General features: G+C 70.8%; 21 protein-coding genes and 1 pseudogene. 13 read left to right on the top strand and 9 right to left on the bottom strand.

Annotated features, from left to right (window positions below; genetic code table 11):
• Positions 1-989: RIO1 family regulatory kinase/ATPase domain-containing protein (locus Q664_RS34740; protein ID WP_052519038.1), on the bottom strand; the 989-nt coding region annotated here is incomplete at its 3' end.
• Between the two features lie 85 nt (positions 990-1,074).
• Positions 1,075-2,649 carry a phytoene desaturase family protein gene (locus Q664_RS34735; protein ID WP_043405685.1) on the bottom strand — a complete coding sequence of 525 codons (1,575 nt, stop codon included), beginning with the start codon at positions 2,647-2,649 and terminating at the stop codon, positions 1,075-1,077.
• A gap of 123 nt (positions 2,650-2,772) precedes the next feature.
• Between Q664_RS34735 and Q664_RS53070 the strand changes: the two genes are divergently transcribed.
• From Q664_RS53070 to Q664_RS34720, 3 genes are read left to right on the top strand one after another with little or no spacing between them, the layout of a single operon-like run.
• On the top strand, positions 2,773-4,581 hold the full coding sequence (locus Q664_RS53070) for a sensor histidine kinase (RefSeq protein WP_052519037.1): 1,809 nt from the start codon (positions 2,773-2,775) through the stop codon (positions 4,579-4,581).
• A 54-nt stretch (positions 4,582-4,635) separates the two neighbouring features.
• Positions 4,636-5,388: a hypothetical protein gene (locus tag Q664_RS34725; protein WP_063934809.1), complete on the top strand. Its 753-nt coding sequence runs from the start codon at positions 4,636-4,638 to the stop codon at positions 5,386-5,388.
• A complete protein-coding gene (locus Q664_RS34720) occupies positions 5,385-6,239 on the top strand; it encodes a hypothetical protein (protein WP_043405681.1) in 855 nt (284 codons plus the stop codon). The genes Q664_RS34725 and Q664_RS34720 overlap by 4 nt, the downstream gene beginning before the upstream one ends.
• Here Q664_RS34720 and Q664_RS34715 read toward each other — a convergent pair.
• Positions 6,193-8,808 carry a GAF domain-containing sensor histidine kinase gene (locus tag Q664_RS34715; protein WP_052519036.1) on the bottom strand — a complete coding sequence of 872 codons (2,616 nt, stop codon included), beginning with the start codon at positions 8,806-8,808 and terminating at the stop codon, positions 6,193-6,195. The two genes, Q664_RS34720 and Q664_RS34715, sit on opposite strands and share 47 nt — an antisense overlap.
• A 306-nt stretch (positions 8,809-9,114) precedes the next feature.
• On the opposite strand from Q664_RS34715, the gene Q664_RS34710 reads away from it, so the two are divergent.
• The 7 genes from Q664_RS34710 to Q664_RS34680 all read left to right on the top strand — a co-directional run bounded on the left by Q664_RS34710 (position 9,115) and on the right by Q664_RS34680 (position 18,362).
• Complete coding sequence (locus Q664_RS34710) at positions 9,115-9,591, top strand: chemotaxis protein CheW (RefSeq protein WP_425117457.1); 477 nt, start codon at positions 9,115-9,117, stop codon at positions 9,589-9,591.
• Complete coding sequence (locus Q664_RS34705) at positions 9,588-11,075, top strand: CheR family methyltransferase (RefSeq protein ID WP_043405679.1); 1,488 nt, start codon at positions 9,588-9,590, stop codon at positions 11,073-11,075. The genes Q664_RS34710 and Q664_RS34705 overlap by 4 nt, the downstream gene beginning before the upstream one ends.
• Positions 11,072-11,701, top strand: a complete 630-nt coding sequence (locus tag Q664_RS34700) for a chemotaxis protein CheW (RefSeq protein WP_043405676.1) — start codon at positions 11,072-11,074, stop codon at positions 11,699-11,701. The genes Q664_RS34705 and Q664_RS34700 overlap by 4 nt, the downstream gene beginning before the upstream one ends.
• A complete protein-coding gene (locus Q664_RS34695; protein ID WP_043405673.1) occupies positions 11,698-13,347 on the top strand; it encodes a methyl-accepting chemotaxis protein in 1,650 nt (549 codons plus the stop codon). The genes Q664_RS34700 and Q664_RS34695 overlap by 4 nt, the downstream gene beginning before the upstream one ends.
• 2 nt (positions 13,348-13,349) lie before the next feature.
• Positions 13,350-15,491 carry a hybrid sensor histidine kinase/response regulator gene (locus tag Q664_RS34690; protein WP_043405670.1) on the top strand — a complete coding sequence of 714 codons (2,142 nt, stop codon included), beginning with the start codon at positions 13,350-13,352 and terminating at the stop codon, positions 15,489-15,491.
• Positions 15,488-16,546 (top strand): chemotaxis-specific protein-glutamate methyltransferase CheB, encoded by a 1,059-nt coding sequence (cheB, locus tag Q664_RS34685; protein WP_043405668.1) that lies wholly within the window; start codon positions 15,488-15,490, stop codon positions 16,544-16,546. The genes Q664_RS34690 and cheB overlap by 4 nt, the downstream gene beginning before the upstream one ends.
• A 133-nt stretch (positions 16,547-16,679) precedes the next feature.
• Positions 16,680-18,362 carry an ATP-binding protein gene (locus tag Q664_RS34680; RefSeq protein ID WP_043405665.1) on the top strand — a complete coding sequence of 561 codons (1,683 nt, stop codon included), beginning with the start codon at positions 16,680-16,682 and terminating at the stop codon, positions 18,360-18,362.
• A 96-nt stretch (positions 18,363-18,458) separates the two neighbouring features.
• Here the strand turns inward: Q664_RS34680 and Q664_RS34675 are convergent, their stop codons facing one another.
• A complete protein-coding gene (locus tag Q664_RS34675; protein ID WP_043405662.1) occupies positions 18,459-18,839 on the bottom strand; it encodes a hypothetical protein in 381 nt (126 codons plus the stop codon).
• Between the two features lie 292 nt (positions 18,840-19,131).
• Between Q664_RS34675 and Q664_RS34670 the strand changes: the two genes are divergently transcribed.
• On the top strand, positions 19,132-20,910 hold the full coding sequence (locus Q664_RS34670; protein WP_200883807.1) for a hypothetical protein: 1,779 nt from the start codon (positions 19,132-19,134) through the stop codon (positions 20,908-20,910).
• Here the strand turns inward: Q664_RS34670 and Q664_RS34665 are convergent, their stop codons facing one another.
• A complete protein-coding gene (locus Q664_RS34665; protein WP_052519035.1) occupies positions 20,911-21,462 on the bottom strand; it encodes a hypothetical protein in 552 nt (183 codons plus the stop codon).
• Between the two features lie 7 nt (positions 21,463-21,469).
• The gene (locus tag Q664_RS34660) at positions 21,470-21,913 is read right to left on the bottom strand and encodes a hypothetical protein (RefSeq protein ID WP_043405659.1); all 444 of its coding nucleotides are present in this window, start codon (positions 21,911-21,913) and stop codon (positions 21,470-21,472) included.
• 311 nt (positions 21,914-22,224) lie between these two features.
• Here Q664_RS34660 and Q664_RS34655 point away from each other — a divergent pair, with 311 nt between their 5' ends.
• Complete coding sequence (locus tag Q664_RS34655; RefSeq protein ID WP_043405656.1) at positions 22,225-22,716, top strand: PilZ domain-containing protein; 492 nt, start codon at positions 22,225-22,227, stop codon at positions 22,714-22,716.
• Between the two features lie 33 nt (positions 22,717-22,749).
• On the top strand, positions 22,750-23,235 hold the full coding sequence (locus tag Q664_RS34650) for a PilZ domain-containing protein (protein ID WP_043405654.1): 486 nt from the start codon (positions 22,750-22,752) through the stop codon (positions 23,233-23,235).
• On the opposite strand, the gene Q664_RS34645 is transcribed toward Q664_RS34650, so the two are convergent.
• From Q664_RS34645 to Q664_RS34635, 3 genes and pseudogenes are all read right to left on the bottom strand, one after another.
• On the bottom strand, positions 23,228-24,136 hold the full coding sequence (locus tag Q664_RS34645; RefSeq protein WP_152622509.1) for a CheR family methyltransferase: 909 nt from the start codon (positions 24,134-24,136) through the stop codon (positions 23,228-23,230). The genes Q664_RS34650 and Q664_RS34645 overlap by 8 nt on opposite strands.
• On the bottom strand, positions 24,133-24,642 hold the full coding sequence (locus Q664_RS34640; protein WP_043405652.1) for a chemotaxis protein CheW: 510 nt from the start codon (positions 24,640-24,642) through the stop codon (positions 24,133-24,135). The genes Q664_RS34645 and Q664_RS34640 overlap by 4 nt, the downstream gene beginning before the upstream one ends.
• Positions 24,643-24,658: 16 nt before the next feature.
• Positions 24,659-24,917 (bottom strand): annotated as a pseudogene (locus tag Q664_RS34635) (methyl-accepting chemotaxis protein); the annotation flags it as partial.

The following is a 24,917-nucleotide window of genomic DNA, read 5'->3' as shown; positions in this document are numbered from 1 at the left end:
GTCGTTCCGGGCGGACGGTCTCCCATGGGGCGGTCGTTCCGGGGAGGCCGCTCCCCCTGGGGACGCATCTCCCGAGGGCCCTGCTGCTGCTCCGGGGAGCTCGCGCCCTGCTCGCGCCATGGACGCTGGCCGTCGCCGTTGCCTCGCGGGAAGCGCTCGCCCTGGGGCCGGTCGTTGCGCGGAGGCCTGTCTCCCTGGGGACGGTCTCCCCGCGGAGGTCCGTTGTTGAAGCGGTTGTCGCCGTTGCGCGGCCCACCGGAGAAGCGGCGCGGCCCATCGCCCTGGAAGCGCCCCGTGGGCACGTAGTCCGGCGTCAGCTCGCGCTTGAGGTACGTCCGCCAGATTTCCTGCGCGTCACCGGCCCGCGCCCGCAGGCTCGGGTCCGCCGACTCGAAGTAGCGGCGCAGGTTCTCCACGTCGCGCTTGAAGAAGAACTCGGCCTGGCTGTTGGCCGCCGCGTCCACCACCTGCGGGAAGTCGATGATGGTGGCCCCGCGGTTGCCCAGCAGGATGTTGAAGGCCGACAGGTCCCCGTGGATGAGGTCGCAGCACAGCATCCGGATGGCCTGGTTGCGCAGATCGAAGTACAGCGCCGAGGCCTCCTCGGCCGTCAGCGCCGCCTCCTCCAACCGCGGCGCCGGGTGGCCCTCGAGGTCCAGCACCAGCTCCATCAACAGCACGCCCTCGTAGAACATCACCGGCCGGGGCACGCACACGCCGGCCGAGTGCAGCTTGCCCAGGGCATCCGCCTCGGCCGTCTTCCACGCGTCCTCGGCGGCCTGCACCCCGAAGCGGCTCCCCTTGGCGATGGCCCGCGCCGTGCGGCTGTTGCGCACCTGCCGGCCCTCCCGGTAGCCCGAGTTGTTGCGGAAGTTGCGGTGCTCGCGCTCCTTGTAGATCTTGGCGGCCACCACCTCGCCTTTGTGGCGGACAAGGTACACGTCCGCCTCCTTGCCACTCTTGAGGCGGCCCACCACCTCGTCAATCACACCATCTGCCAGAAGGACTTGGAGCGCTTCGTTCATCGTTCGCAGGTCGGAAGGCTCCGAGTCCTACCACGTATTCCGGATGACCTCAGCCCACACGTGCACGGGGCTCGGTCGAATGCCCTTCGACCGGTGGCACATAAGGCCAGCCGCCCAGGGGCCCCTTGCCCGCCTCCCGGGAGAGGTAGTCCGCCGCGATGTTGGCGCTCTCCATGATGGTGAGCAGCCCGCTGCCCGGGTGCGTCCCCCCTCCTACCCAGTAGAGCCCCTCGACGCTGGGGCTCTTCACATGGGGGCGCAGGGGCCCCAACTGTGTCCAGGTGTGGGACAGGTTGAAGACGGCCCCCCGGAAGACGTTGAAGTCGTCCCGCCACGTCTCGGCGGTGAAGTAGCGCTCGGCGCGGATGTGCTGGCGCACCCCCTGGATGCCCACCTTCTCCAGCATGGCCGGAATCCGCTCGCGCAGCGTGCGCTCCGTGGCCGCCCAGTCCACGTCCCGCGAGGTGTTGGGCGTGGGCACCAGCACGTACAGGGTGGAGTGGCCCGTGGGCGCCCCGCTCTTGTCCGTGACGGTGGGGTTGCAGACGTAGAAGGGCGGGTCGTCCACGTCCACCTTCCGGTCCTCCAGGGCCTCCCGGTCCGTGCGCCGAGCGCTCTCGGACAGGTAGATGAGGTGGTGGGGCAGCTCGTCGTAGACGCGGTCCAGCCCGTAGTAGGCCATGAAGGTGCTGCACGAGTAGCTGGCCTTCTCCAGCGCCGCGTCCGTCAACCGCGTGCCGGCACGGGCCTCGGAGGGGACGAGCTTCTGGGCCGCGTAGGGCAGGTCCGCGTTCACCACCACCGCGTCCGCCTCCAGCCGCTCGCCATTGGCCAGCCGCACCCCCGCCGCCCGGCCGTACTCCACCAGCACCTGCTCCACCGCCGTGCCCATGCGGAAGGTGGCGCCCAGGTCCTCGGCGCACTTCATCATCCCGCGCGACAGGGCCCGGAAGCCGCCCTCCACGTGCCACACCCCGAAGGCCAGCTCCAGGTAGGGGATGACGCTGAACACCGAGGAGCACGTGGTGGGGTGCAACCCCAGGTACTTGGAGGGGTAGGAGAGCGCATAGCTGATGCGGTCGTCGTGGAAGAAGCCGTCCAGGTGCTTGTAGAGCGTCTGCCAGGGCTTGAAGCGCAGCGTGGCCATCAGCCGCCAGGGTGCGTAGTAGGCGAGGCTGTCGGCGTGGGTGGCCATGAACTTCTCATAGGCGAGCGGGTACTTCTCCCGGCTCTCCTCCAGCCAGCGGCGCAGCGCGGGGGCCTTGTCCGGGCCGAACTTCGACACCTCGCGCTCCATGCGCGCCACGTCCCGCGTGGTGTCCAGGTACGTGCCGTCCCAGAAGTGCACCCGGGTGTTGGTGTCCAGCGGCACCAGCTTCACGTAGTCGGAGATGCGCTTGCCCGCGCGCTCGAAGATGCGCTCCAGCACCCCGGGCAGTTGCAGGATGGAGGGCCCCGTGTCCACGGCGTACTCGCCGTGCTCGCCCAGGGTGAGCCCCTTCATCCGCCCTCCGGGCACCGCGTCCTTCTCCACCACCGTGACCTTCAGGCCCAACCCCGCGAGGTTGATCGCCGCCGACAGGCCTCCGGGCCCCGCTCCCACGACAATGACGTGACGTACCATGGCGGCCCCTACGATGCCTGGAAGCCTCCGAAGTTGCAGCTCTCCAGGCGAGCAAGCGTCATGGCCCCCGGGGTCCCCTCCCCCCATGGCACGATTCGGGGAGCCCAGGCGTTCTTCCGGCCGATGAGAAAAGCCGCCGCCGGTTTCCTCTTCGTCGCCCTGCTGGCCGTCCTGCTGGGCGCCAGCTCGCTCGCCGTCCTGCGCTCGGCGCTGCGGTCCCAGGACCAGCTGCTCAACGGATATATGGAGGACGTGGTCCTCACCCAGGAGCTGGTGACGGCCCACACCCACTTCATGCACCAGGCGAGCGACTTCCTCCTGATGGAGGACGCGCGCCACCTGGACGCACTGCTGCGGGCCCGCGAGCACTTCGGCACCGTCGTCAGGCAGCTCACCCGCCAGGAGCCCAGGACGCCCGAGGAGCGCCAGCGGGTGGAGCACTTCGTGGCGACCCGGGACCGGGCCCGCGCCGTGATGGACCACCTCATCGCCACGCGGCGGAAGGAGGGCCCCGCCTCCGGCCCCCGGCTGCTGGCGGAGTTGCAGCCCGTCCGCATGGACATGGAGAAGACCCTGAACGCGCTGGCCGACCACGAGCGCGAGCGCTACTGGGAGACGCGCCATCGGACACGGGCGGACTCGGAGCGGGCGCTGGGGATGCTCGCCGTGGGTTTCCTCGGGACGGTGGTGGTGGCCGTGGCCCTGGGGGTGTTCCTGGTGCGCGAGCTCCGGCAGCGCGTGCGGGCCGAGTCGGAGCGGACCGCGATGCTGGAGCGCGAGCATGCCGCCCACCGCGCGGTGGAGGAGCGGCAGGCGCTGTTGGACCTCGTCATCGAGCAGAGTGGCGATGCCGTGGTGGTGACGGATGCGAAGGGCGTCATCCAGCTCTTCAACGCCGAGGCCGAGCGCCAGCACGGCGTCTCCCGCCAGCAGGTGTCCGCCCCGGAGTGGGCCGCGACCTTCGGGCTGCTCACGCTGGAGGGGCATCCCCTGCCATTGGAGGAGACGCCGCTCTACCGGGCGCTCGAGGGCAGACCGGTGAGCAACGCCCGCTGGCTGGTGAAGCGGCCGGATGGCTCGGTGCGCACGCTGTGCGGTACCGCCTCGCCCCTGCGCCGGCCGGATGGAGCGCTCGTGGGCGCCGTGCTCACCGCCCGCGACGAGACGGAGCGCCTGGCCCTGGAGCAGCAACGCGCCAACGCGCTGGAGCGGCTGCGCAGCACCGCCGAGTTCCGTGAGCGGTTCCTCGGCATCGTCGGGCATGATCTGCGCAATCCGCTCAACGCCATCACGCTGTCCGCCCGCGTGCTGCTCGTGTCCGAGGCCCTGCCCGAGCGCGAGCTGAAGGCCGTGCGACGGATTGCCTCGAGCGCGGACCGCATGACGCGGATGATCAGCGAGCTGCTGGACTTCACCCGCAGCCGGCTGGGCGGAGGCATGCCGGTGGACCCGTGCCTGGCGGACCTGTCCGTCATCTGCCGCGAGGCCCTGGAGGAATTGGAGACGTCGCATCCCGGCTCGAGGTTGGCACTGCGGGTACTCGGGCAGGGGTTGGGCGAGTGGGACGCGGGAAGGCTGTCCCAGGTCGTTTCGAATCTGGTGGGCAATGCCTTGCAGTACAGCCCCGAGGGCTCCCCCATCCGCGTCACCGTGGACGGACGGGCGGCCCACGAGGTGGTGCTCTCGGTGCACAACGAGGGCGCGCCCATCCCCGAGGAGGTGCTGCCGGAGCTCTTCGAGCCCTTCCGCCGCGGCACCCGCGAGAGCGCCCACCACGGCGGCGGATTGGGACTCGGGCTCTACATCGTGCAGCAGATCATCCTGGCTCACGGCGGCTCGCTGGGCGCCGAGTCGCACGCCGGCGATGGCACCACCTTCACCGCGAAACTGCCCCGCGAGAACTCGGATAGGGCCGCGGCGCTCGCGAATTGAGGCCCGGAGTGTGGCTGTGGAGCCGCTCGATGAGGACGGGTAGGCTCCCGCTCCATGTCCGCGGCGAAGCGCCTCACCACCTGCCTCCTGGGCTCCCTCCTCCTCGGGATGGGGTGTGCCCCGGCCAGACCCATCGAAGGCGTCTGGCGCCCTGGCTTCGGTGAGGATCCGGACCGCATCCCGGGACCGATGAGGAACTTCGGGCCGTTCGACTCCTACACGGACGCAATCCTGGCGGCTTGCCCCCTGATCCTCTCCAAGCCCAACGCCACCGTGGGCTATCTCCAGGACGTGAACCCCGAGCTGGCCAAACGCGTCGCGACCGAGTACTGCGCCTGGCTCTATTACACGCCGGAGCACAGGTACGAGATGAGCATGCTGACGGATCTGTCGAAGCTGGACGATCTCGTGACCCACAAGAAGAGCTGCCTGCTTCCTACCTTCGTGAACGACCTTCGCTACGAGCGCGGCGAGCTCAAATACATCTTCGCTCTCCACAATCACCCGTTTGGCTCGGTCATCTCCGACCCGGATATGGCCTTCATCGAAGAGATGGCCAGCATCCACGAATGGGTCATCAAGACGAAGAACAACGGCGAACTCCTCCTCTCCATCATCGCGTTCTTCTCAATGTCGCAGGATCCCGCGCTCGCCACCTGTGACGGGTTCTACCAATACGTTCCGGCCACACGCTCCATGGTGCTGTGGACCCAGACACAAGGCAGGTGGAAGCAAGAGGTGCTCGAGCCGGCCGTCTGGCAGAAACAAAAGAGAGCACGCCAACTCCAGCTCAGGAATGTCCCATGAAGTTGAGACACCTCATTCCGGTGGCCATCGTCCTCGCGGGCTGCATGCGGAAGCCGGAACAGTTCTCGACTCCGGCAGGGCGCGACAGGTCCATCGTCTTCCCGGTGTCCGTCGGGCAAGGACTCATCGAGGTGGACGCGCGCAAAGCGACCTATGCGCTGGATGGGGAAGTCATGCGGGCCCTGATGATCGCCGCCAATGACTATATCCCTCCCGGCATCCCGAACCCGCCGTGTTGGGCCAGACATGAGGCGCTCACGTACCGGTTCACCCGCCGCGACGACATCATCTTCGTCTATATCGGGGAAAACTTCGCATATTGCGGCAGCAAGCTCATCCCGATGCATTCGGGTGCGAAATACGCGATCAGCAAGGATGGCCGCATCCTCCGGCGCGTCATTGATGGCGTAGATGATGATGATTACCTCTGGAGCCTGAAGTCACCAGATGGCGGGACGGTGACCGTCGCCACGGCGTCATTCGCCAGCCCCGCTTCGGAAGACCTGGACAAGCCCGACAGCGGAATCCTGAAGATCATCACCGAGCCGGTGGACATGCCCGGTGTGATTGTCTGGCAAAGGCCCGAGGGCTGGACTGGTCCCGTAGAGGCTGAGCCGGGAGTCATCCCCGGTGTGACGATGTTGCCGCCAGATTCCGGATACAGCTGGGTGCAACGGGACGGAAGGCTCGTCGCCGTGCCCCAGGAGCCCCCCTCCCCAGGCCTGGACGGAGGCACTCCCGATGCGGGTCTGGACGCGGGCTCGCCCGAGGGTGGCTCACCTGGAGACGCCGGGTCCGGGCCCCTCAGTGCGCCCCCGTCCCCGCCGGATGCCGGGGCAGCCGCACCGTGAACGTCGTGCCCTCCTCCTCCGTGGAGCGCACCGACACACTCCCCCCATGCGCCCGCACAATCTGCTCCACGATGTAGAGCCCCAACCCCAACCCCGACGTCGAGGTCGGTGACTGCTCCTCCCCGAATCGCCGGAACGGCTCGAAGATGGACCCGAGCCGCTCGGCGGGGATCGGCGCTCCCGCGTTGTGCACCGCCAGCCGCACGAGCTCCCCCTCGTCGTACAGCGAGAAGCGCACCCGCGACTCCTCCGGGCTGTAGTCCAGTGCGTTCTTCCCCAGGTTGATGAGCAATTGCGAGAGCCGGTCCGCGTCCCACTCGCCCTGCAGGTTCCCCTCCACCTCCAGGTCCACCTCCCTCCCCGGCCGTCCCGCCTCCAACTCCTCCACCACCTCGCGGCACAGCGCCGTCAGCTCCACCGGCCGCGGACTGATGGGAATGCCTCCCCCCAGCCGCCCCCTCGCGAAGTCCAACAGGTCCGAAATCATCCGCTTCATCCGCTCGGCGCTGGCGATGATGCGGCGCGCCCCCTTCACGTGCCGCTCCCCCAGATCCTCCGAGCGCAGCAGCGCGTTGGCCGAGAGCAATATCGCATTGAGCGGGTTGCGCAGGTCGTGCGAGACGATGCTCATGAAGCGCTCGCGGAACTCCGCCGTCCGGCGCAGGTGATCCTCCGCGCGCTTCTGCTCCGAGATGTCCATCGCCGCCACACCCAGCCCCGTGACGGAGCCATCCGCGTCCCTCACCGGGTAGTAGCTGGCCAGCCAGTACCGCTTCACCCCCGGCCGCGCGGGCGTCTCTCCCGCGACCTCCACGTCCATCACCGGCTGGCCCGTCTCCACCACCTGGTGCAGCACCGGCTCCACCTGATCCGCGATCTTCGGCAACACCTCGCGGATGCACTTCCCGAGGTGCTCCCGCGCGGTAGGGCCATTCATCCGCGCCAGGTGCTCGTTGAGCCGCACGTAGCGCAGCTCCATGTCCCAGAAGCCCAGCCCCACCGGCACCGTCTCCATGATGGCGTCCAGCCGCGAGAGCGCCTCCTGGGCCCCCGTGCGCGCCCGCCGCTCCGCATCGTAGAGGCGCCCGCGCTCCAGCGCCTGCGCGCACTGGCCCGACACCACCTCCATCCACGCCCGCTCGTCCGCCGGAAACGGGTGGCGCCGGCGGAAGGACAGGCCCATCGCCCCCACCACCCGGCCCTCCACCGTCAGCGGCAGGCACACGAAGGCCCCGTACTCCTCCACCTCGGGGTGGCCCCGCCAGTGCGGATAGTCGGCCAGCACGGACTCCAGTGACTCGTAGAAGAGCGGGGCGCCCGTGCGCACCACGTCGCGGTACATGACGGGCGAGTCCGCCGGAAAGTGCCTCCAATCCCGCGTCTCCGCCTCCGCGTAGCCGGTGGTCTCCAGCATGTCGAACCACTGCCCATCCTCCGACAGCAGCCCCAACGAGCCGCCCGCGGCCCCCAGCGCCCGCACCGCCTTCGCCACCACCACGTGCGCCACCTGCGAGGTGGTGAGCGCCTCCGACAACGCCGCCGTCACCTCCTGCAGCCGGGCCGTCCGCGACTCCTGCGCCCGCAGCCGCTCCAACGCCCGCTCGGCCCGCTCCCGCGCCTGGCGCTCGCGCGCCGTCAGTTGCACCTGGAGGATGAGCGCCGTGGCCCGGCTCACCATGGCGCCGAAGAGGAGCTTGTCCTCGTTGGAGAAGTCGAACGCCGTGCGGCTCCCCATCAACGCCACGCCCAGCGCCTCCTCCCCCTGCATCAGTGGAATCCCATACAGGCCCCGCGTCCCCTGCCGCCGGAACGCCCCCGACTTCACCTGCGGAGACGTGGCCGCCGAGCGCAGCGCCATCGGCCGCCGCTCGGCGGCGATGCGCCCACCGAAGCCCTCGCCCACGTGCACGAAGAAGCCCGAGGTCACCAGCTCCTCCAGCCCCACCGAGGCACGCGCCCGCAGCACGTCCCCCTCCCGCAGCAGCAGCGTCACCGAGTCCACCGTCGTGGTGGCCTCCAACATCACCCGCAGCAGCTTCGGCAGGAAGGCGTCCAGGTCCTCCGTCCCCCGCGCCGACTGGGAGATGCGCTCGAGCACCTGGAAGGTGCGCTCCCTCGCCCGGGCATGGCGCGCGACGGCCGCCGCCATCAGCGCGTCGAAGGCCCGGTGGAAGTACGCCAGCTCTCCCAGCATCACGGCCAGCTCGTGCGCCGCGCGCTGCTCCAGGTGCGCGGTGTACAGCCGCAGGATGCTGTCACGCAGGGCCGAGTACTCCCCGGACACCTCCTCCAGGTCGTAGCCCAGGTCCAACCTGTCCAACGCATCCAGCTCCGGGGTCTCCGCCAGCCCGCCCGGCACCCCCTGGTCGCGCGCCTCCATCATCTCCGCCATGCGCTCGAGCAGCACCGGCAGGTGGCTCCCCAGCCGCGGGTAGGGCAGGCCCCGGGTGCACGGGAGCTGACGCACCGCCCGCTCCCAGTCCTCCAGGATGTGGGAGCGGTGGCTCCGGATGAATTCGTGGAGGGAGAGGTGCCCGGGTATTTCCAGCGGTGTTGGATGCTCCGCCATGCCCTCAAGATGGAGCAGCCCCCCCTCGCGGGACCGTCACCTGGACTCCGGTACGGGAAGCTCCCTCCCAGGGCGGCCAGCATTCCCGGCCGCCCCCCTCCTCCGCGCCGTGCGAGCACGCCACCGGGCCACTCCCCTCCGGAGAGTCACATCCCACCGTGACCCCCCGCCCCGGGGACGCGTCACAGCGCATAGATGGGGCTGGCCCCCCGCGACGTCCACCAGACGTCAAGTCTCCCCGTTGCCCCTCACGCGGGCGGCCACGGCGGGCGGTCTGTGCCTACACTGTTCACCCTTGGGAGACGCATGTTGACGCAACCCCCCCGCGAGGTCCTCCTCTTCCTGCTGGAAGGGCACCGCTACGCCCTTCCCATGGAAGATGTGCGCGAGCTGACACGCGCCGTGCGCCTCACCCCGCTGCCCCGCGCCCCCGCCGTGGTGGAGGGGCTGCTCAACCTGCGCGGCGAGCTGCTCCCCGTCCTGGACATGCGCCGCCGCTTCCGCCTGCCCGCCCGCCCGCTCTCCTCCATGGATCACCTGGTGGTGGCCCGGGCCGGCCCCCGCTCCGTCGCCCTGCGGGTGGACCGGGCCGAGGGCCTGCTCTGCCTGGAGACGGGACAGCTCGATGCGTCGCCCCGGGAGTTGCCGGGCGTGGGCTACGTGGCCGGTGCCCTCAAGCTGCCGGATGGGCTCGTGCTCCTGCATGACCTGCGCACCTTCCTCTCCGAGGCGGAGGCGCTCGAGCTGGACGAGGCGCTCGCGAGGGAGGGAGCCCCCCGGTGAGCGGTGACAGCACCCAGGCCTGGCGGCACCCCGGCTACCTCGCCGTCATCGACCTCGTCGCCGTACGCGCCGGCCTGCTGCCGCCCAGCTGTCCCGCCGCCGCCATGGAGGGCATCGACCGGGCCATGGCCCGCGCGGGCCTGTCCGACTTCCCCGCCTACCTCGCCCAGCTCGAGGCGGACATCGCCCTGCTGGATGACCTGCTGGTGGAGCTCACCATCGGGGAGACGTACTTCTTCCGCAACCCGGAGCACTTCCAGTTCGTGCGCCACCAGGTGCTGCCCGATGTGCGGCGCCGCCGGGGCCCCACCCACGTGGTGCGCACGTGGAGCGCCGGCTGCGCCTCGGGCGAGGAGCCCTACTCGCTGGCGGTGCTCCTCCTGGAGGAGGGCTACGGAGAGAGGATGGAGGTGCGGGCCACCGACGTGTCGCGCGCGGCGCTCGCCCGGGCCCAGGTGGCACGCTACGGCGAGTGGTCCCTGCGCGGCACCGAGGCCAACCGCATGCGGCCCTTCCTGCACGTGGAGGGCAAGCGCTACACGCTCGACGCCCAGGTGCGCACCCGCGTCCACTTCGACTACCTCAACCTCGCCGACGACACCTGGCCGTCCCACGCCCAGGGCATCTGGGGCATGGACGTCATCTTCTGCCGCAACGTCCTCATCTACTTCAACCGCTCCACCATCGAGGCGGTGGCCCGGCGGCTCCACGCCTCGCTCGCCGACGGCGGCTTCCTCATCACCGGCCCCTCGGACCCCCCGCTCGGCACCTACGCCCCGTTCGAGACGATCCTCACCGACTGGGGCATCGTCTACCACCGGCCCACCGCTGGCGAGGCGCCCCTGCGCTCCTTCCCCACCGCCCCCCCGCCCGCGCCGCTTCCTCCCTTCCCACCGCCAGTACAGCCTCCCGCGCCGCCACCCGTGGCCGTCACGCCTCCCATGCCCGCCGCCCCCGCGCCGCCCCCCAGGCCCACCGCCCTCCCGGCGCTGGAGGGAGCGAGGCGGGCCCTCGAGGCCGGAGACTGGCGGGAAGCGGTGCGACTGGCCGGGGCACTCCCGGAGGACGCGGAAGCCGAGGCGGTGGCGGTCCGCGCCCTGGCCAACCTGGAGCCGCTGGCCGCCGTGCGTCTCTGTGCCGAGGCCACCCAGCGCCACCCGCTCGCCGCGGAGCTGCGCTACCTGGAGGCCCTGCTGCTGCTGGGGCTGGGCCGGCTCCCGGAGTCCGAGCGCGCCGCGCGGCAGGCCCTCTACCTCGAGCCCTCGCTGGCCGTGGCCCACCTCATGCTGGGCCACATCCTCCGGCGTCAGGGAGACACCGCCGGGGCCCGGCGCTCCTTCCACACCGCCGAGTCATTGTGCGCTTCGCTCCCGCCGGAGACCCTGGTACCCCTGGGCGATGGCGAGCGCGCCGGCCACCTGGCGGAGGTGGCCCGGGCGGAGCGCACCCGGTTGGAGCAGGCCCGCGAGGAGGTCCGTGAATGACGGGAGGCGATGAGGCGAAGGGAGGCGGGCCGGACTGGGCCGCGGCCTATGAGCGGTTGAAACAGCTCGCCGCCGCCACCGAGGCCGCCTCCACGGCCGACCCCGCGCGGGAAGCGGAGCTGCTCGACGAGCGCGCCCGGTCCCTGGCCCGGCCCCTGGAGCGGCACACCCAGACGGGCCCCCTGCTGGAGCTGGTGCACTTCCGCTCCGGCGAGCAGGACTACGCGCTGGAGACACGCTTCGTCCTGGAGGTGCTGCGCTCCCCGGAGCAGCTCATCCCCCTGCCCGGCGCGCCCGAGCCGCTGCGCGGCCTCACCCTGCTGCACGGCGAGGTGCTCGCGGTGGTGGAGCTCGCGCCCCTCTTCGGCCGGGCCGCCCCCACCACCCACGGGCCCGTGCTCGTGGTGGGCCCGGGCCGCCCGGAGCTGGGCCTGCGCGCCGACACCGTGGAGGAGGTGCGCCTGCTCGCCCGCGACACCCTCCTGGCGCCCCCGGCCTCCCTCGGCGCGCGGGAGCGGACACTCGTGTCCGGCATCAGCCGGGAGGGCATCATCGTTCTGGAGGGAGAGGCCCTGCTGGGGGATGGTCGCCTCTTCTTCGACTTCTCCGAGGAAAGGACCGCATGAGCATCGGGAAGAAGATCGCCCTCGGCTTCGGACTGTCCCTGCTGGTGCTGCTGGCCATCGCGCTGGTGGCCTTCCAGGGCGCCCAGCAACTGGTGCAGACCACCGGAGGGCTGGTGGAGAGCCGGGACCAGGCCCGCAGCGTCCGCGAGGTGCGCATGCTGGTCCTGGACGCCGAGACGGGCCAGCGCGGCTACGTCCTCACCGGCGAGGATCGCTACCTGGAGCCCTACCAACGGGCCCTCCAGACGCTGGACTCGCAGCTCGCCCGACTGCGCGCGGACCTGGCCGACGACCCCGAGCAACTGGCCCGGCTCAACCGGCTCGAGCCCCTCATCCGCGACAAGCTCGCCGAGATGGCGGAGATCGTCCGCGCGCGCCAGCAACGCGGCCTCAACCCCGCCCTGGAGGTCATCCAGACGGACCGCGGCAAGGCGCTCATGGAGCAGATCCGCGCGGCCATCAACGAGATGGTGACCGTCGAGGATGATCAATGGCTCTTCTACGAGAAGGAGGCCCGGAACAGCTCCCAGCGCAGCATGGTGGTGCTGGGACTGGGCACGCTGCTGGGGTTGCTCGTCGTCACCCTGGGCAGCCTCCTCATCACCCGCACCATCACCGGCCCGCTGGACAAGCTGGTGAAGGGCGCGGATCAGATTGGCCGCGGCAACTTCGCCCACCGCATCGAGGTGCACAACGACGACGAGACGGGAGAGCTCGCGCGGGCCTTCAACGCCATGTCCGAGCGCCGCCAGCAGGCGGAGACGCAACTGGCGAAGCAGGCCGGGGAGCGCGAGCACACGCTGCGGACGGTGGCCGAGTTCGTCAATCAGCTCGCGGGCACCACGGCGGAGATCCTCGCCAGCACCACGGAGCAGGTGGCCGGGGCCCAGGAGCAGGGCAGCGCGGTGGCGGAGACGGTGAGCACCGTGGAGGAGATCGTCCAGATGTCCGAGGAGGCCGCGGGCCGGGCGCGCGCGGTGAGCGAGTCGGCGCGCCACTCGGAGGAGGTGGGCAAGAACGGCCGGCGCGCGGTGGACGAGACCATCGCCTCCATGAGCGCCGTGCGCGAGCAGGTGGAGTCCATCGCCTCGCGGATTCTCGCCCTGGCCGAGCAGGCGCAGGCCATCGGCGACATCATCACCACCGTCAACGACATCTCCGAGCAGACGCACATGCTGGCGCTCAACGCCTCCATCGAGGCCAGCCGCGCGGGTGAGCACGGGCGGGGCTTCGCGGTGGTGGCCGCCGAGGTGAAGGCGCTGGCCGACCAGTCCAAGAAGGCCACCACCCAGGTGCGGCAGATTCTGGGGCAGATTCAGAAGGCCACCCAGGGCGCGGTGATGACGACGGAGGAGGGCACCAAGAGCGTGACCTCGGCCACCCGGGTGGTGACGCAGGCGGGCGTCCACATCCAGACGCTCAGCGAGCTGCTCGCGCAGGCCTCGCTCACGGCGGCGCAGATCTCGGCGTCGGCCAGCCAGCAGGCCACCGGCACCGGGCAGATCCGCCAGGCGATGCGGGACGTGAGCCAGGCCACGCAGCAGACGCTCACCAGCATCCGGCAGACGGAGCGCGCGGTGCAGGACCTCAACGCCATGGGCCAGAAGCTCAAGGGCCTGCTGAGCGAGTACGGGCGCGCCGCATGACGATGGACCGGGACAGGCTCGCCCAGGCGCTGATGGCCACCTTCCTCGAGGAGCTCGAGGGACACGTGGCGGCGCTCAACCGGGACCTGCTCGCGCTGGAGAAGGCGGCCTCGCCCGCGCGCTTCGGCGAGCTGATGACGTCACTGCTGCGCACGGTGCACAGCGTGAAGGGGGCCTCGCGGGCGGTGAGCGAGTCCCTCATCGAGACGGCCTGCCACCGGCTGGAAGAGGTGCTGCTGGTGGTGCAGCAACGGGAGCACACCACCCCGGAGCTGATGGAGGTGTGCTTCACCGCCGTGGACGCGCTGGACGACGCGGGGCGGCGGCTGGCGTTGAAACAGGAGCTGAGGGGCTCGCCCCTGGAGGCCCTGCTGCCCCGGTTGGAGGCGGCGGCCCGAGAGCCCGGCGCCCTCCGCCCCACGGCCCCGGCCGCGCCCGAGCCACCGGGCACGCACGAGGCGTCACCGCCGCCCCCCACCGTGGAAGCGTCCGCCCCCGGCCTGGAAGGCCTGCCGGTGCGCGTGTCCGCCCAGAAGCTGGACGCACTGCTGGCCCGCAGTGGCGAGCTGCGCGTGGCGGGCCTGCGGATGGAGGGCCGGGTGGAGCAGGTGGAGGCGGTGCACGAGGAGCTGTACCACCTGCGCCTGCGGTTGAGCGGCGCGGACGAGGCGGTGGCGAGGCGGCTGGAGACGCGGCTGGCGCAGCTCGGCCGGGCGCTCGGGGCGGACCGGCGCACGCTGCTGCAGGCCACGGGCGGCCTGGACGAGGAGGTGCGGCGCGCGCGCACCCTGCCCTTCGCCGAGGCCTGCGCGGGGTTGGAGCGCAACGCGAGGGACCTGGCGCTCGCCTCGGGCAAGCAGGCGCGGCTGGAGGTGCGGGGCGGCGCGCTGGAGCTGGACCGCTCGCTGCTGCAAGGCCTGCGCGAGCCGCTGCTGCACCTGGTGCGCAACGCGGTGGCGCATGGACTGGAGACGCCCACGGCGCGGAGCGAGGCGGGCAAGCCCGAGGAGGGCCGGGTGACGCTGTCCGCGCGGCTGCGCGGGGGCCGGGTGCAGGTGGTGGTGGAGGATGATGGGCGGGGGCTGGACATGGCCAGCATCCGCGAGCGGGCGAGGGGGCGCGGGCTGCCAGTGCTGGGGGACGCCGGGGACGCGCGGCTCATCTTCATGCCGGGCCTGTCCACGGCCGAGGCGGTGACGTCCGTGTCCGGGCGCGGGGTGGGGTTGGACGTGGTGCGCGCGCAGGTGGAGGGGATGCGGGGCAGCGTGGACGTGGCCTTCGTTCCGCACCAGGGCACGCGCTTCATCCTGGACGTGCCCCTGACGCTGAGCACGCTGCGGGTGCTGCTGGTGACGGCGGGCAGGCAGTCCTTCGCGGTGGCGGGCGAGAGCGTGGAGCGCCTGCTGCGGCTGGGCCCCGGAGACGTGCGCGTGGTGGAGGGCCGGCAGATGTGGGCCGCGCCCCGGGCGCTGGTGCCGCTGGCCACGCTGACGGCGGTGCTGGGCCTGGAGGCCAGTGCCCCCCGGCCACGCCCGGGCGCCATGGTGCTGAGCGCGGGCGAGCTGCGCGCCGCGCTGGTGGTGGACGAGGTGGTCGCCGAGCAGGAGGTGCTCGTCCGGGGCCTGGGCTCGCGCATCCGCCGGGCGCGCCATGTCTCGGGCGTGGCGGTGCTGCCGGACGGACGCATGGCCCCGCTGCTCAACGCCGCCTCCCTGGTGCGCGCCGCCGAGGGCCGCACCGCCCCCGCCGGCCTCTTCCCCGCCCCCGTGGAGAAGAAGGCCCGCAAGCGCGTGCTGCTCGCCGACGACTCGCTCACCACCCGCGCCCTGGAGCAGAGCATCCTCGAGACGGCCGGCTACGAGGTGCTGGCCTGCTCGGACGGGCAGGAGGCCTGGGAGCGGTTGCTGGCGGAGGGGGCGGACGCCGTCGTCTCGGACGTGGAGATGCCGCGCATGGACGGCTTCGCCCTCACCGAGGCGGTGCGTGGCTCCCAGCGCTTCGGCCGGCTGCCCGTCGTCCTCGTCACCGCGCGCTCCAAGCCCGAGGACAAGGCCCGCGGCCTCCAGGTGGGCGCCAGCGCCTACCTGGTGAAGAGTGCGTTCGATCAAACCCACCTGCTGGAGACCCTGAGGCAGCTCCTATGAAGCCCGACAAGCTCCGCGTCGTCGTCGCCGAAGACTCCCCCACCGCCCGGCGCCTGCTGGTGGAAATCCTACGGGCCGACCCCGCCTTCGAGGTGGTGGGCGAGGCGAAGGATGGCGTGGAGGCGCTGGAGCTCACCCGCCGCCTGCGCCCGCACCTGGTCACCATGGACATCCAGATGCCGAACATGGATGGGCTGGAGGCCACCCGCCGCATCATGACGGAGGTGCCCACGCCCGTGGTGGTGGTGTCCACGCTGGTGGAGCGCGACATCCAGACGTCCATGGCCGCGCTGCGCTCCGGGGCGCTGGCGGTGCTGCAGAAGCTGGTGGGCCCCCAGGCGCTGGACTTCGAGACGGAGGCCCGCCGGCTGCGCGACACGCTGAAGGCCATGGCCGAGGTGAAGGTCATCCGGCACTGGCCCACGCGCGAGGAGGGGCCCACCCCGCGCGCCCCCGTGGTGCCGGCGCGCCGGAGCAGAGCCGCGCTGCTGGCCATCGCCGCGTCCACGGGAGGCCCCGCGGCCCTGCACCGCATCCTCTCGGAGCTGCCCGCCGGCTTCCCCCTCCCCATCCTCGTGGTGCAGCACATCGCCCTGGGCTTCGCCAAGGGCCTGGCCACCTGGCTGGACAGCGTCTGCAAGCTGGAGGTGAAGGTGGCCGAGGACGGCGAGGCCTTGCGTCCGGGAGTCGTCTACATCGCCCCGGATGACCGGCACCTCGGGGTGCGGGCGGACAGGCGGGTGGAGGTGTCCAACGCGGCCCCGGTGGGAGGCTTCCGGCCCTCGGGCACGTGGATGTTCCGCTCGGCGACCGAGGTTTTCGGAGCCTCCCTGGCGGCCGTCGTCCTCACGGGGATGGGACAGGACGGGCTGGAGGGTTTGCGGGAGGTGCACGAGACGGGAGGCTGGGTGATGGCCCAGGACGAGGCCACCAGTGTCGTCTATGGAATGCCGGGGGTGGCCGTGGCGGCGGGACTCGCCCACGAGGTGCTGCCACTGGGTGACTTCTCCCGGCGTTTCCGGGAGCTCGCCGGGGGGGAGAACGGAGGAGCGTGAGAAGTGGCACGAATACCTCGATGGAACGTTGGCTTCATGACGCCGCTCGCCAGCTCCCCCTGCAAAAGACGGAGCGGAAGGTCCAGTGGTATGAAATGAAGAGGATCCCCCCGCCACCGGTTGTGGCGCTGCGATGAGTCTTTCCCCTTCTGGATTCGAGATGGCCTTCAAGGCCCTGCCAGAACCCGCCTACCTCCTGGACGAGGCGGGGCAGGTGCTCGCGTGTAGTCTGGCGGGGGCGAGCGTCCTGGGCACGCCACCGGAGTTGCTGCTCGGCCAGCAGTGGACCCGGCTGGCGCTGGGCCCGGAGGAGAGCGTCCTGCTGGAGTCCGGGCGCGAGGTGGCGATGGCCACGGGAGCGCCGCACTCGGTGGAGGGCACGTGGTTGAGTGCCCGAGGCCCCCAGCCCCACACCTTCTGTTTCACCCCCATGCGGGAGGCGGACGGCCCGGTGCGGGTGCTGGTGACGGTGCGTCCGCTCACCGAGGCCGAGGCCGTGCATGCGCGGGCCCTGGCGCTGGAGCAGGCGGCCCGCGCGGAGGTGGAGGCCGCCGAGCGCCGGCAGTCCTTCCTGTACCAGGCGATGACGACGCTCTTCGCGCACCCGCCGGATCCACAGGGCATGTACACGCTGCTGGCGCACCTGGCGGTGCCGGACCTGGCGGACTGGTGCCTGGTGGACGCGGTGGAGCAGGGCTCGTGGGTGTCGCGGGTGGCGGTGGCGCACCTGGACCCGACGCAGTTCGAGCAGGCGCGCATGTTGACGAGGCGCTTCGAGCGGCGCGAGGCGCCGGTGGGCGTGCTGCGGGTGCTGCACACGGGGGAGCCGGAGCTGGTGCCGGCGGTGACGGACTCGCTGCTGCGCGCGGCGGCGTCGGAGCCGGAGCACCCGGCGCTGCTGAGCCGGCTGCAGGCGCGCTCGTACATGATCATCCCGCTGAAGGCGCGGGGGCACACGCTGGGGGCGGTGACGTTCGTGTCCTCGGCCTCGGGGCGGCGCTACGGCCCGAACGACCTGGCGCTGGCGGAGGACCTGTGCGTGCGGGCGAGCCTCGCCATCGACAACGCGAGGCTCTTCGGCGAGTCGAGGCGGGCGACACGGGCGCGCGAGGACCTGTTGGCGGTGGTGAGCCACGACCTGAAGAACCCGCTGGGAGTGGTGCAGTTGGCCTCGGCGCTGCTGCTGCGGGGTGCGCAGGGCAAACCGGGGAGCGAGCCGGTGCTGAAGCAGGCGGGCCGCATCCAGGCGGCGGCGGACCGGATGGGGCGGCTCATCTCGGACCTGCTGGACTGGGGGCGGATCGAAGCGGGCGGACTGCCGCTGGAGCCCTCGGAGCAGCACGTGTCGTCGCTGGTGACGGAGGCGCTGGAGAGCGTGAGGCCGTTGGCGGAGGTGAGGGGGCTGAAGGTGACGGCGGATCTTCCGGACGACGACATGCGGGTGAGGTGCGACCGGACGCGGGTGTTGCAGGTGATGGGAAACCTGCTGGGCAACGCGTTGAAGTTCACGCCGGACGGAGGGGTGTTGACGGCGGGGGCGCGGGTGCACCGGGGCGAGGTGCGGTTGTGGGTGAGGGACACGGGGACGGGCATCCGGCCCGAGGCGTTGCCGCACGTCTTCGAGCGTTACTGGCAGGCGAAGGACGCGGAGAGCCGGGGAACGGGGCTGGGGCTGTACATCGCGAAGGGAATCGTCGAGGCGCACGGCGGCCGCATCTGGGCGGAGAGCCAGTGGGGGAAGGGAAGCACCTTCACCTTCACGCTGCCCACGGCGAGCACGAGCCCCCAGAAGACGGCCTCCCACCCGTCCCTGTAGCCAGGCCACCACTCCCCCCACTCTCCCCCAAAATCCCCTCTCCCCCCGGGAGAGGGACGGGGTGAGGGTATCGGGAGTCCCAGGTTCCCCCCGTGCTCAAACCCCCACGGGTTCGTGGTGGGTCACCGTGCGAACGAGCACGAAGGAGCCCGTGGGCCCCAGGGCAATCACATACGTCTCATGCTCCACCTCGACGAGGGAGCCATGGGCGGCCTCGGGTTGGTGCTCGAGCCACCCGAGGGCCTCGTTCATGGAGGGAAACGTCCGCACGGGGCCCGAGGAGGAGCCACCGGCCTCGCGGGATTCGAGCCAGCCGTAGAAGTCCTCGAGCTCGTCGCGGGAGTGGAGGAAGAGCAGGGCGCGGGCGGCGAGCGCGATGACGGCATACTCCTCCGACTCGGAGGCATGAGGGCGGGCCGCGGAGGCGAGCGCCCGCAGCGTCCGCTCCAGGCCAGGCCGCGAAGAGGACTCGTTCATGGTGGACCCCCTGCCACGCGGGATGTGGCGATCGGTATCAATCTGTCGGGATGCGGCGGGGAGGCAACCCCTCGGGGAGGCGGAAGCACACGTTTGTCGGAAGAAGGACCCGCCCGTGCGGGAACGGGACGAGGCGCTCCCCCGGCGAGTCCCACACCGTGCGGGAAACCCGACACCCGGGTCCGGATTCTCGAGTTCTCTTGTACCGGGAAGCACCACCACGCAGGCTTGAAGAAGCCCCCGTGCCGTACCGCTCTCGCGTGTCCCCTCCCGTTCAATCGGAGGAAGAGCCATGGCCTCGGGTACAGAAACCCTCACCGCCCCCCAGCGAGCGCCAGCCGGCCCACCCCAGCGGCCCCAGGGCCGGAAGATGGTGCGCTGGTTCGATCCATTCGTGCTCCTCGAGGCGGGGGTGCGCTCCGCCATCTCCACCACCATCGGGAAGCAGGCGGATCGCCGGCTGCTCGATGCGCTGGCGGCCCCGAAGGTGGAGCCGAGTGACTTCTCGGTGGACGAGGCGGGGCGGCCGCGGGAGGAGCTGTGGTTGGACTACGTGGCGGACCTGGGAGACGGCTGGGACTCCACGTACGCGGTGGCGCGGACGGTGTCGAGGCCCACGCTGACGCTGAGGGACGAGACGGGGACGGCGTACGAGACGCGCCGGGGCGAGGTGCTCGTGTTCGGCGGGGACGAGGTGTACCCGGAGGCGAGCGTGAAGGAGTACGAGGAGCGCACGGTGCGTCCGTGGGAGGCGGCGATGCGGGGGCAGGGGCCAGAGCCGCACCTGTTCGCGGTTCCCGGCAACCATGACTGGTATGACGGGCTGGTGTCGTTCATGCGGCTGTTCTGTCAGGGCCGGCGGCCAGCGGGGTGGCACACACACCAGCGGCGCAGCTACTTCGCGATGAAGCTACCGCACGGCTGGTGGCTGCTCGGCACGGACATGCAGCTCGAGTCGGACATCGACGAGCCGCAGGTGCGGTACTTCCAGGAGCTGGCGACGCACATGAAGGAGGAGGACCGCATCATCCTCTGCCTGGCGGAGCCGGCGTGGCTGGTGGGGCAGGTGCGCCCGCCGGGGGAGCGCACATACCTGGACAACAACCTGGACTTCCTCGAGCAGCAGGTGCTGGGCAAGAAGGTGAGTGTCTTCCTGACGGGAGACATCCACCACTACCGGCGGCACGCGAACGAGGAGGGACGGCAGAAGATCATCGCGGGCGGAGGCGGGGCCTTCCTGCACCCGACGCACGTGCCGCGCGAGGAGGCCGCGCTGTCGGACGGCTTCACCGCGCGCAAGACGTTCCCGTCGAAAGAGGAGTCCCGGCGGCTGTGCTGGCGCAACCTGGGATTCCTCGGGCACAACCCGGGCTTCGGCGTGCTCACCGGGCTGCTGTACCTGCTGTTGGCGTGGATGCAGGTGGCGGACCTGAGCGAGGGTGGCGCGGTGGCGTGGAAGCTGTCGCGGGTGCTGGGAGCGGCGCTCGTCAACCCGGGGGTGCTGTTGCTCTCGGTGATGCTGGTGCTGGGGATGGTGGGGCTGGCGGATGCGCGCTTCGGCCGGTGGCGCTGGGTGGCGGGGGTGCTGCACGGAGTCGCGCACCTGGCCGCGTCGCTCTTCGTCTTCTGGGGGGCCTTCGCGCTCACGGGCGCGCTGCTGCCGCTCGGGAGCGTTCCGCAGGAGCTGCTCGGGGCGTTGCTCGTCTTCGCCGGAGGCTTCCTGCTGGGACCGACGCTCATGGGCGTCTACCTGCTCCTCTCGCTCAACGGCTTCGAGGCGCACGCCAACGAGGCGTTCTCCGCGCTGGCCATTCCGGACTGGAAGAACTTCCTGCGGCTGCGCATCGACCGGGAGGGGCACCTGTGGCTCTACCCGATTGGACTGAGGCGGGTACCTCGCCACTGGAAGCGGGGAGAGACGGCGAGGGATCCAGACTGGGTGGCCGATGACGAGGACGCCACACCACCGGAGCTCATCGAGCCGCCCATCGTCATCGGCGCGGCGAGGCCCACGGCTCCCCGTGTGGCGGGGCGGAGCTCGCCGGAGTACGCCGGGCCCGCGGCGCCGTAGTCAGCCCTCGTTCCGTGGGAGGAGGCCCACCTGGGCGGCCTTCTCCCTCGCGTCCTGGACGGCATTGAAGATGCTGGTGGACTCCGGGAAGACCCGCTCCGCCAGCTCGCTGAGCTTCAGGGCCTTCTCCAGCGAGTCCTTCGTCCGCTCCATGCCCCAGAAGTCGATGAGCCCGGCCCATGAACCCTCCAGGGCACTCAGGGCGCTCGCCACACTCTCCTCGAAGAGCGCCTCCGCCAATTTGGGCGAGTCGCGGAAGACGTCGATGAAATGAGCGAGCTCCAGCAGCGCCGGTGCACTCCGGCCGGAGGCCTGGACGGCCTTCTCCAGCAGCCCCTGGATCTCCTCGAGTGCCTGCTCCATCTCGACCTCGGGCTCATCGGTCAGCCGCAACAAGCGCGCGAGCTCCAAGAGGTTGGGCGTGAACGCGGGACATTCCCGGACCAGTTCCCGGAGCCGCTGAAGCTGCTCCGGACTCGCCTCGTTGGCCGAGCCGGCCTCCCGGGCCGCCCGCATCCGGGCGATCATCTCGTCGAGACTGGGGTGTGTCATGGGAGCCTCAGAGCTTATCCATGAGGCGCGGCTGCTCCTTGATGAGCTTGGCGGCCTCCTGCAGTTGGGCCTTCGTCGCGAGGCTGAAGTCTCCGTCCTCCATCATCTTCTCGATCTGATACAGGGTGTGGTTCTTGAGCTGTGAGGGGAAATCCTTCGCCCGCTGGAGACGTGCGGGAATCTCCCCCAGCTTCGTGTTCAGCTGGGCGATTCGCGTCAGCAGCTGGGAGGCGTGCGGTCTGGAAATCAGACCCGCGGCAGTGGACTCGGCGATGAGCGCCTCGGCCTCGACCAACCGACCCTGCGCGATCAGCGCCTGGATGCGCGCGGCGGCGGTGTTGCACTCGGCACCCACTCCGTGGGCGGGTGCACTCCGCTCCACCCCAGGCACATGACCGCAGGCGCCCATCACGAGGGCAAGCCCGGCCAGGAGCATCCACCTGTTCCTCATGAGAACCCTCCTGAAGCAGAGAGGGCATCAGTGTAGACCCTTACCCCTCCTCTCCCGGAGAGAGACGGGACGCACCCCGAGAGAAACCACACACTCCGGGTTCCGGCGGCCCCGGCGCCCCGGTTATCGTACGGCCAGTGATGAGTTGCCTTCCCCTCCGTCTCCCACAAGGACCCACCCGGGCAGGACAGGCATGGCGGCGACTTTCAGGGACGCCTGATCGCCGCCGCCGGGTGGGCTGGGCCGAGACCCACTCCCTGATGGCGGTAGCGCGAAATTCCCAGTAAGAACCAGGACACAGGAGCGACACCATGGGCGTGATCCAGTTCATCGATGAATTCCGCGCGCTCCACACGAGGGCGCGGCAGGGGAAGCTGGGGGAGTCCGAGCGCCAGGACTACCTGGCCAAGCGCGAGCAGTTCGCGCGGGCCCTCTTGAACGCCCAGGGGCTGATGCTCGACGGAGCCGAGGCCCGGCGCCACTACCGCGTGGCGCACCAGCTGCCCGTGGAGCTGCAGATGGCCTACGGCAACGTGTGGACGAACACGTTGGACATCTCGGCCGGAGGCTTCTCGGTGACGCTGCCGCACGCGGTGGACGTGAAGGAGCGGCCCAGCGCGCTGCTGTACCTGCCGGATGGCTCGACGCTGGCGGGCCGGGTGCGCGTGGTGTCCCAGTTCCAGCGCGCCGACAAGCACCGCGCCTCCTTCGCCTTCATGGACCTGACCGAGCGCGAGAGCGAGCTGCTCGAGGGCTTCCTCATCGACTTCGCGTTGGAGCGGGTGGGCATCACCCCTCCGTAGAAGGAAGTCCCCCAGACGCCACGGAGAGCCGTGATGAGCGCCAATCTGTGGGTGGAGCAATTCCGGGCGCTCCATGCGCGTGCGCGCAAGGGGCCGATGTCCGAGGAAGAGAAGCGACGCTACATCGCGGCCCGGGAGCACTTCGCGCGAGCGCTGACGGCGGCCCAGGGCATGCGGCTGCCCCCCGGCCAGTCCGCGCGCCGCAGTTTCCGCATCGCCCAGGGACTGCAGGTGGACCTGGCCTTCGCCGCCGGCCCCATGAGGGCCATGACGCTGGATGTGTCGGTGGGTGGTTTCTCGGTGATGCTGCACAAGCCGCCCGCCGACTCGGAGGAGCCGGCGTTCACGCTGCGGCTGCCGGGCAACCAGGAGCCGGTGAAGGGCAAGGCGAAGGTGGTGTCGGTGCAGCGCAAGATTGGAACCCACCGCGTCTCGTTCTCCATGCACGGCGTGACCGAGAAGGACACGGAGCGGCTGGAGACGGCGCTGTTCGACCTGGCGCTGGAGCGCATCAAGTAGGGCGGGTGCCCGCGGGTGGCGAGCCCCTGGCGCAATAGACGTTGGGAGCCACGCAGCGGGCGGACTCGGCGGTGCCGGTGAGGCTCTCGGCGTGCCCGAGGAAGAGGTAGCCGGTGGGAGGCAACCGCCGCAGCAGGGCGCCCAGCGCCTGTGCCCGGGCCTGGGCTCCGAAATAGATGAGGACGTTGCGGCAGAAGACGAGCTCGAAGGGCCCCTGGGGCCAGCCGCGCTCGTCGTTCAGGTTGACGCGTGCGAAGCGCAGCACCTCGCGCAGCTCCGGCCCCGCCTGCATCCACCCCTCCTGGCTGCGCACGCCCTTGAGCATGAAGGCGCGCAGCAGGGGCCGGGGAATGCTCGCCGCCTTCTCCATGGGCCACAGCCCCTGCCGGGCCCGCTCCAGCGCCCAGGTGGACAGGTCCGTCGCCAGCACCTCCACCTCCCACCCCGAGTCCGGAGGGAAGTGCGAGAGCAGCTCCATGGCCAGTGAATAGGGCTCCTCGCCCGTCGAGCACCCCGCGCTCCACACCCGCACGCGCCGCGCCATCAAGCCCTGCGCCGCCCGCCGCGTCCACTCGGGGAAGACGCGCTGGCGGAGGAACGCGAAGTGCTCGGGCTCGCGGAAGAAGTGCGTCTCGTTGGTGCAGAGGCAGTCGATCATCCGCACCCGCTCCGCCTCGTTGCCGCGCGCGGTGACGAAGCGGTAGTAGGCGCCGAAGGACGTCAGCCCCAGCGCGCGCACCCGCCGGGACAGCCGCCCCACCAGCAGCGCCTGCTTCGAGGGGCCCAGGTGGATGCCCGCCTCGCGCTCCACCAGCATCTGGAAGAGGGAGAACTCCCGCTCCGACAACGGGAGTGGGCCCAGCACGGGCAGCACCGTCTCCGCCGGGGCCATCACCCTCATGCCCCCTCATGGGAGGAGGCGGCCAGGCCCAGCAGCTCCTCCGTGCTCAGCACCCGGTCCAGGTCCAGCAGGAGGATGAAGCGCTGCTCCTGCCGGCCCATGCCGCGCAGGTACTCCACCGGGGTGCGCGTACCGAAGGCGGGCGGCGGCTCGATGTCGTCCGGCCCCAGGTCGATGACCTCGCTGACCGAGTCGGCCAGCAGTCCCAGCGTGGTGCGCTCGCCGTCCAGCAGCGCCTCGACGATGACGAAGCACGTCCACCGGGTGATGGGGCGCGGACCGAGCCCCATCTTCACCGCGAGGTCCACCACCGGCACCACCCGGCCCCGCAGGTTGATGACGCCCAGCACCGCCAGAGGCATGCCCGGCACCCGGGTGATGGGCACGTGCTCGATGATTTCGCGGATGCGCAACAGCTCGATGGCGTACGTCTCGCCCGCCAGCGAGAAGCCCAGGTACTGCGCCGGACGGGCGACTTCGGTGGCGGTGTTCGTGTTCGTGCTCATGGTGGGCCTCTCCGTCCTAGATGCGCTTGAAGCCATGGGCCGCGCCGGTAGGAGGCAACTGAACGGGCAGCGCCTGCGCCACCGTCTTCAGCCCCTGCACGGGTGAGGGCACCGGCGGCAGGTGCACCGGCGCCGGCCTCAGCGAGCGCACCGGCTGCACCCCTCCGTGCACTCCCCTCACCTCCTCCCCCACCCGGAAGAACGTCATCATCTGTTGCAGCGACTCGGCCTGCGCCGCCAGCTCCTCCGCCGTCGACGACAGCTCCTCCGCCGCA

The organism is Archangium violaceum Cb vi76 (genome assembly GCF_000733295.1).
GTDB lineage: Bacteria > Myxococcota > Myxococcia > Myxococcales > Myxococcaceae > Archangium > Archangium violaceum.
Note: the sequence above shows the minus strand (reverse complement) of the source record. Positions and strands in the feature narration are given on the sequence as shown.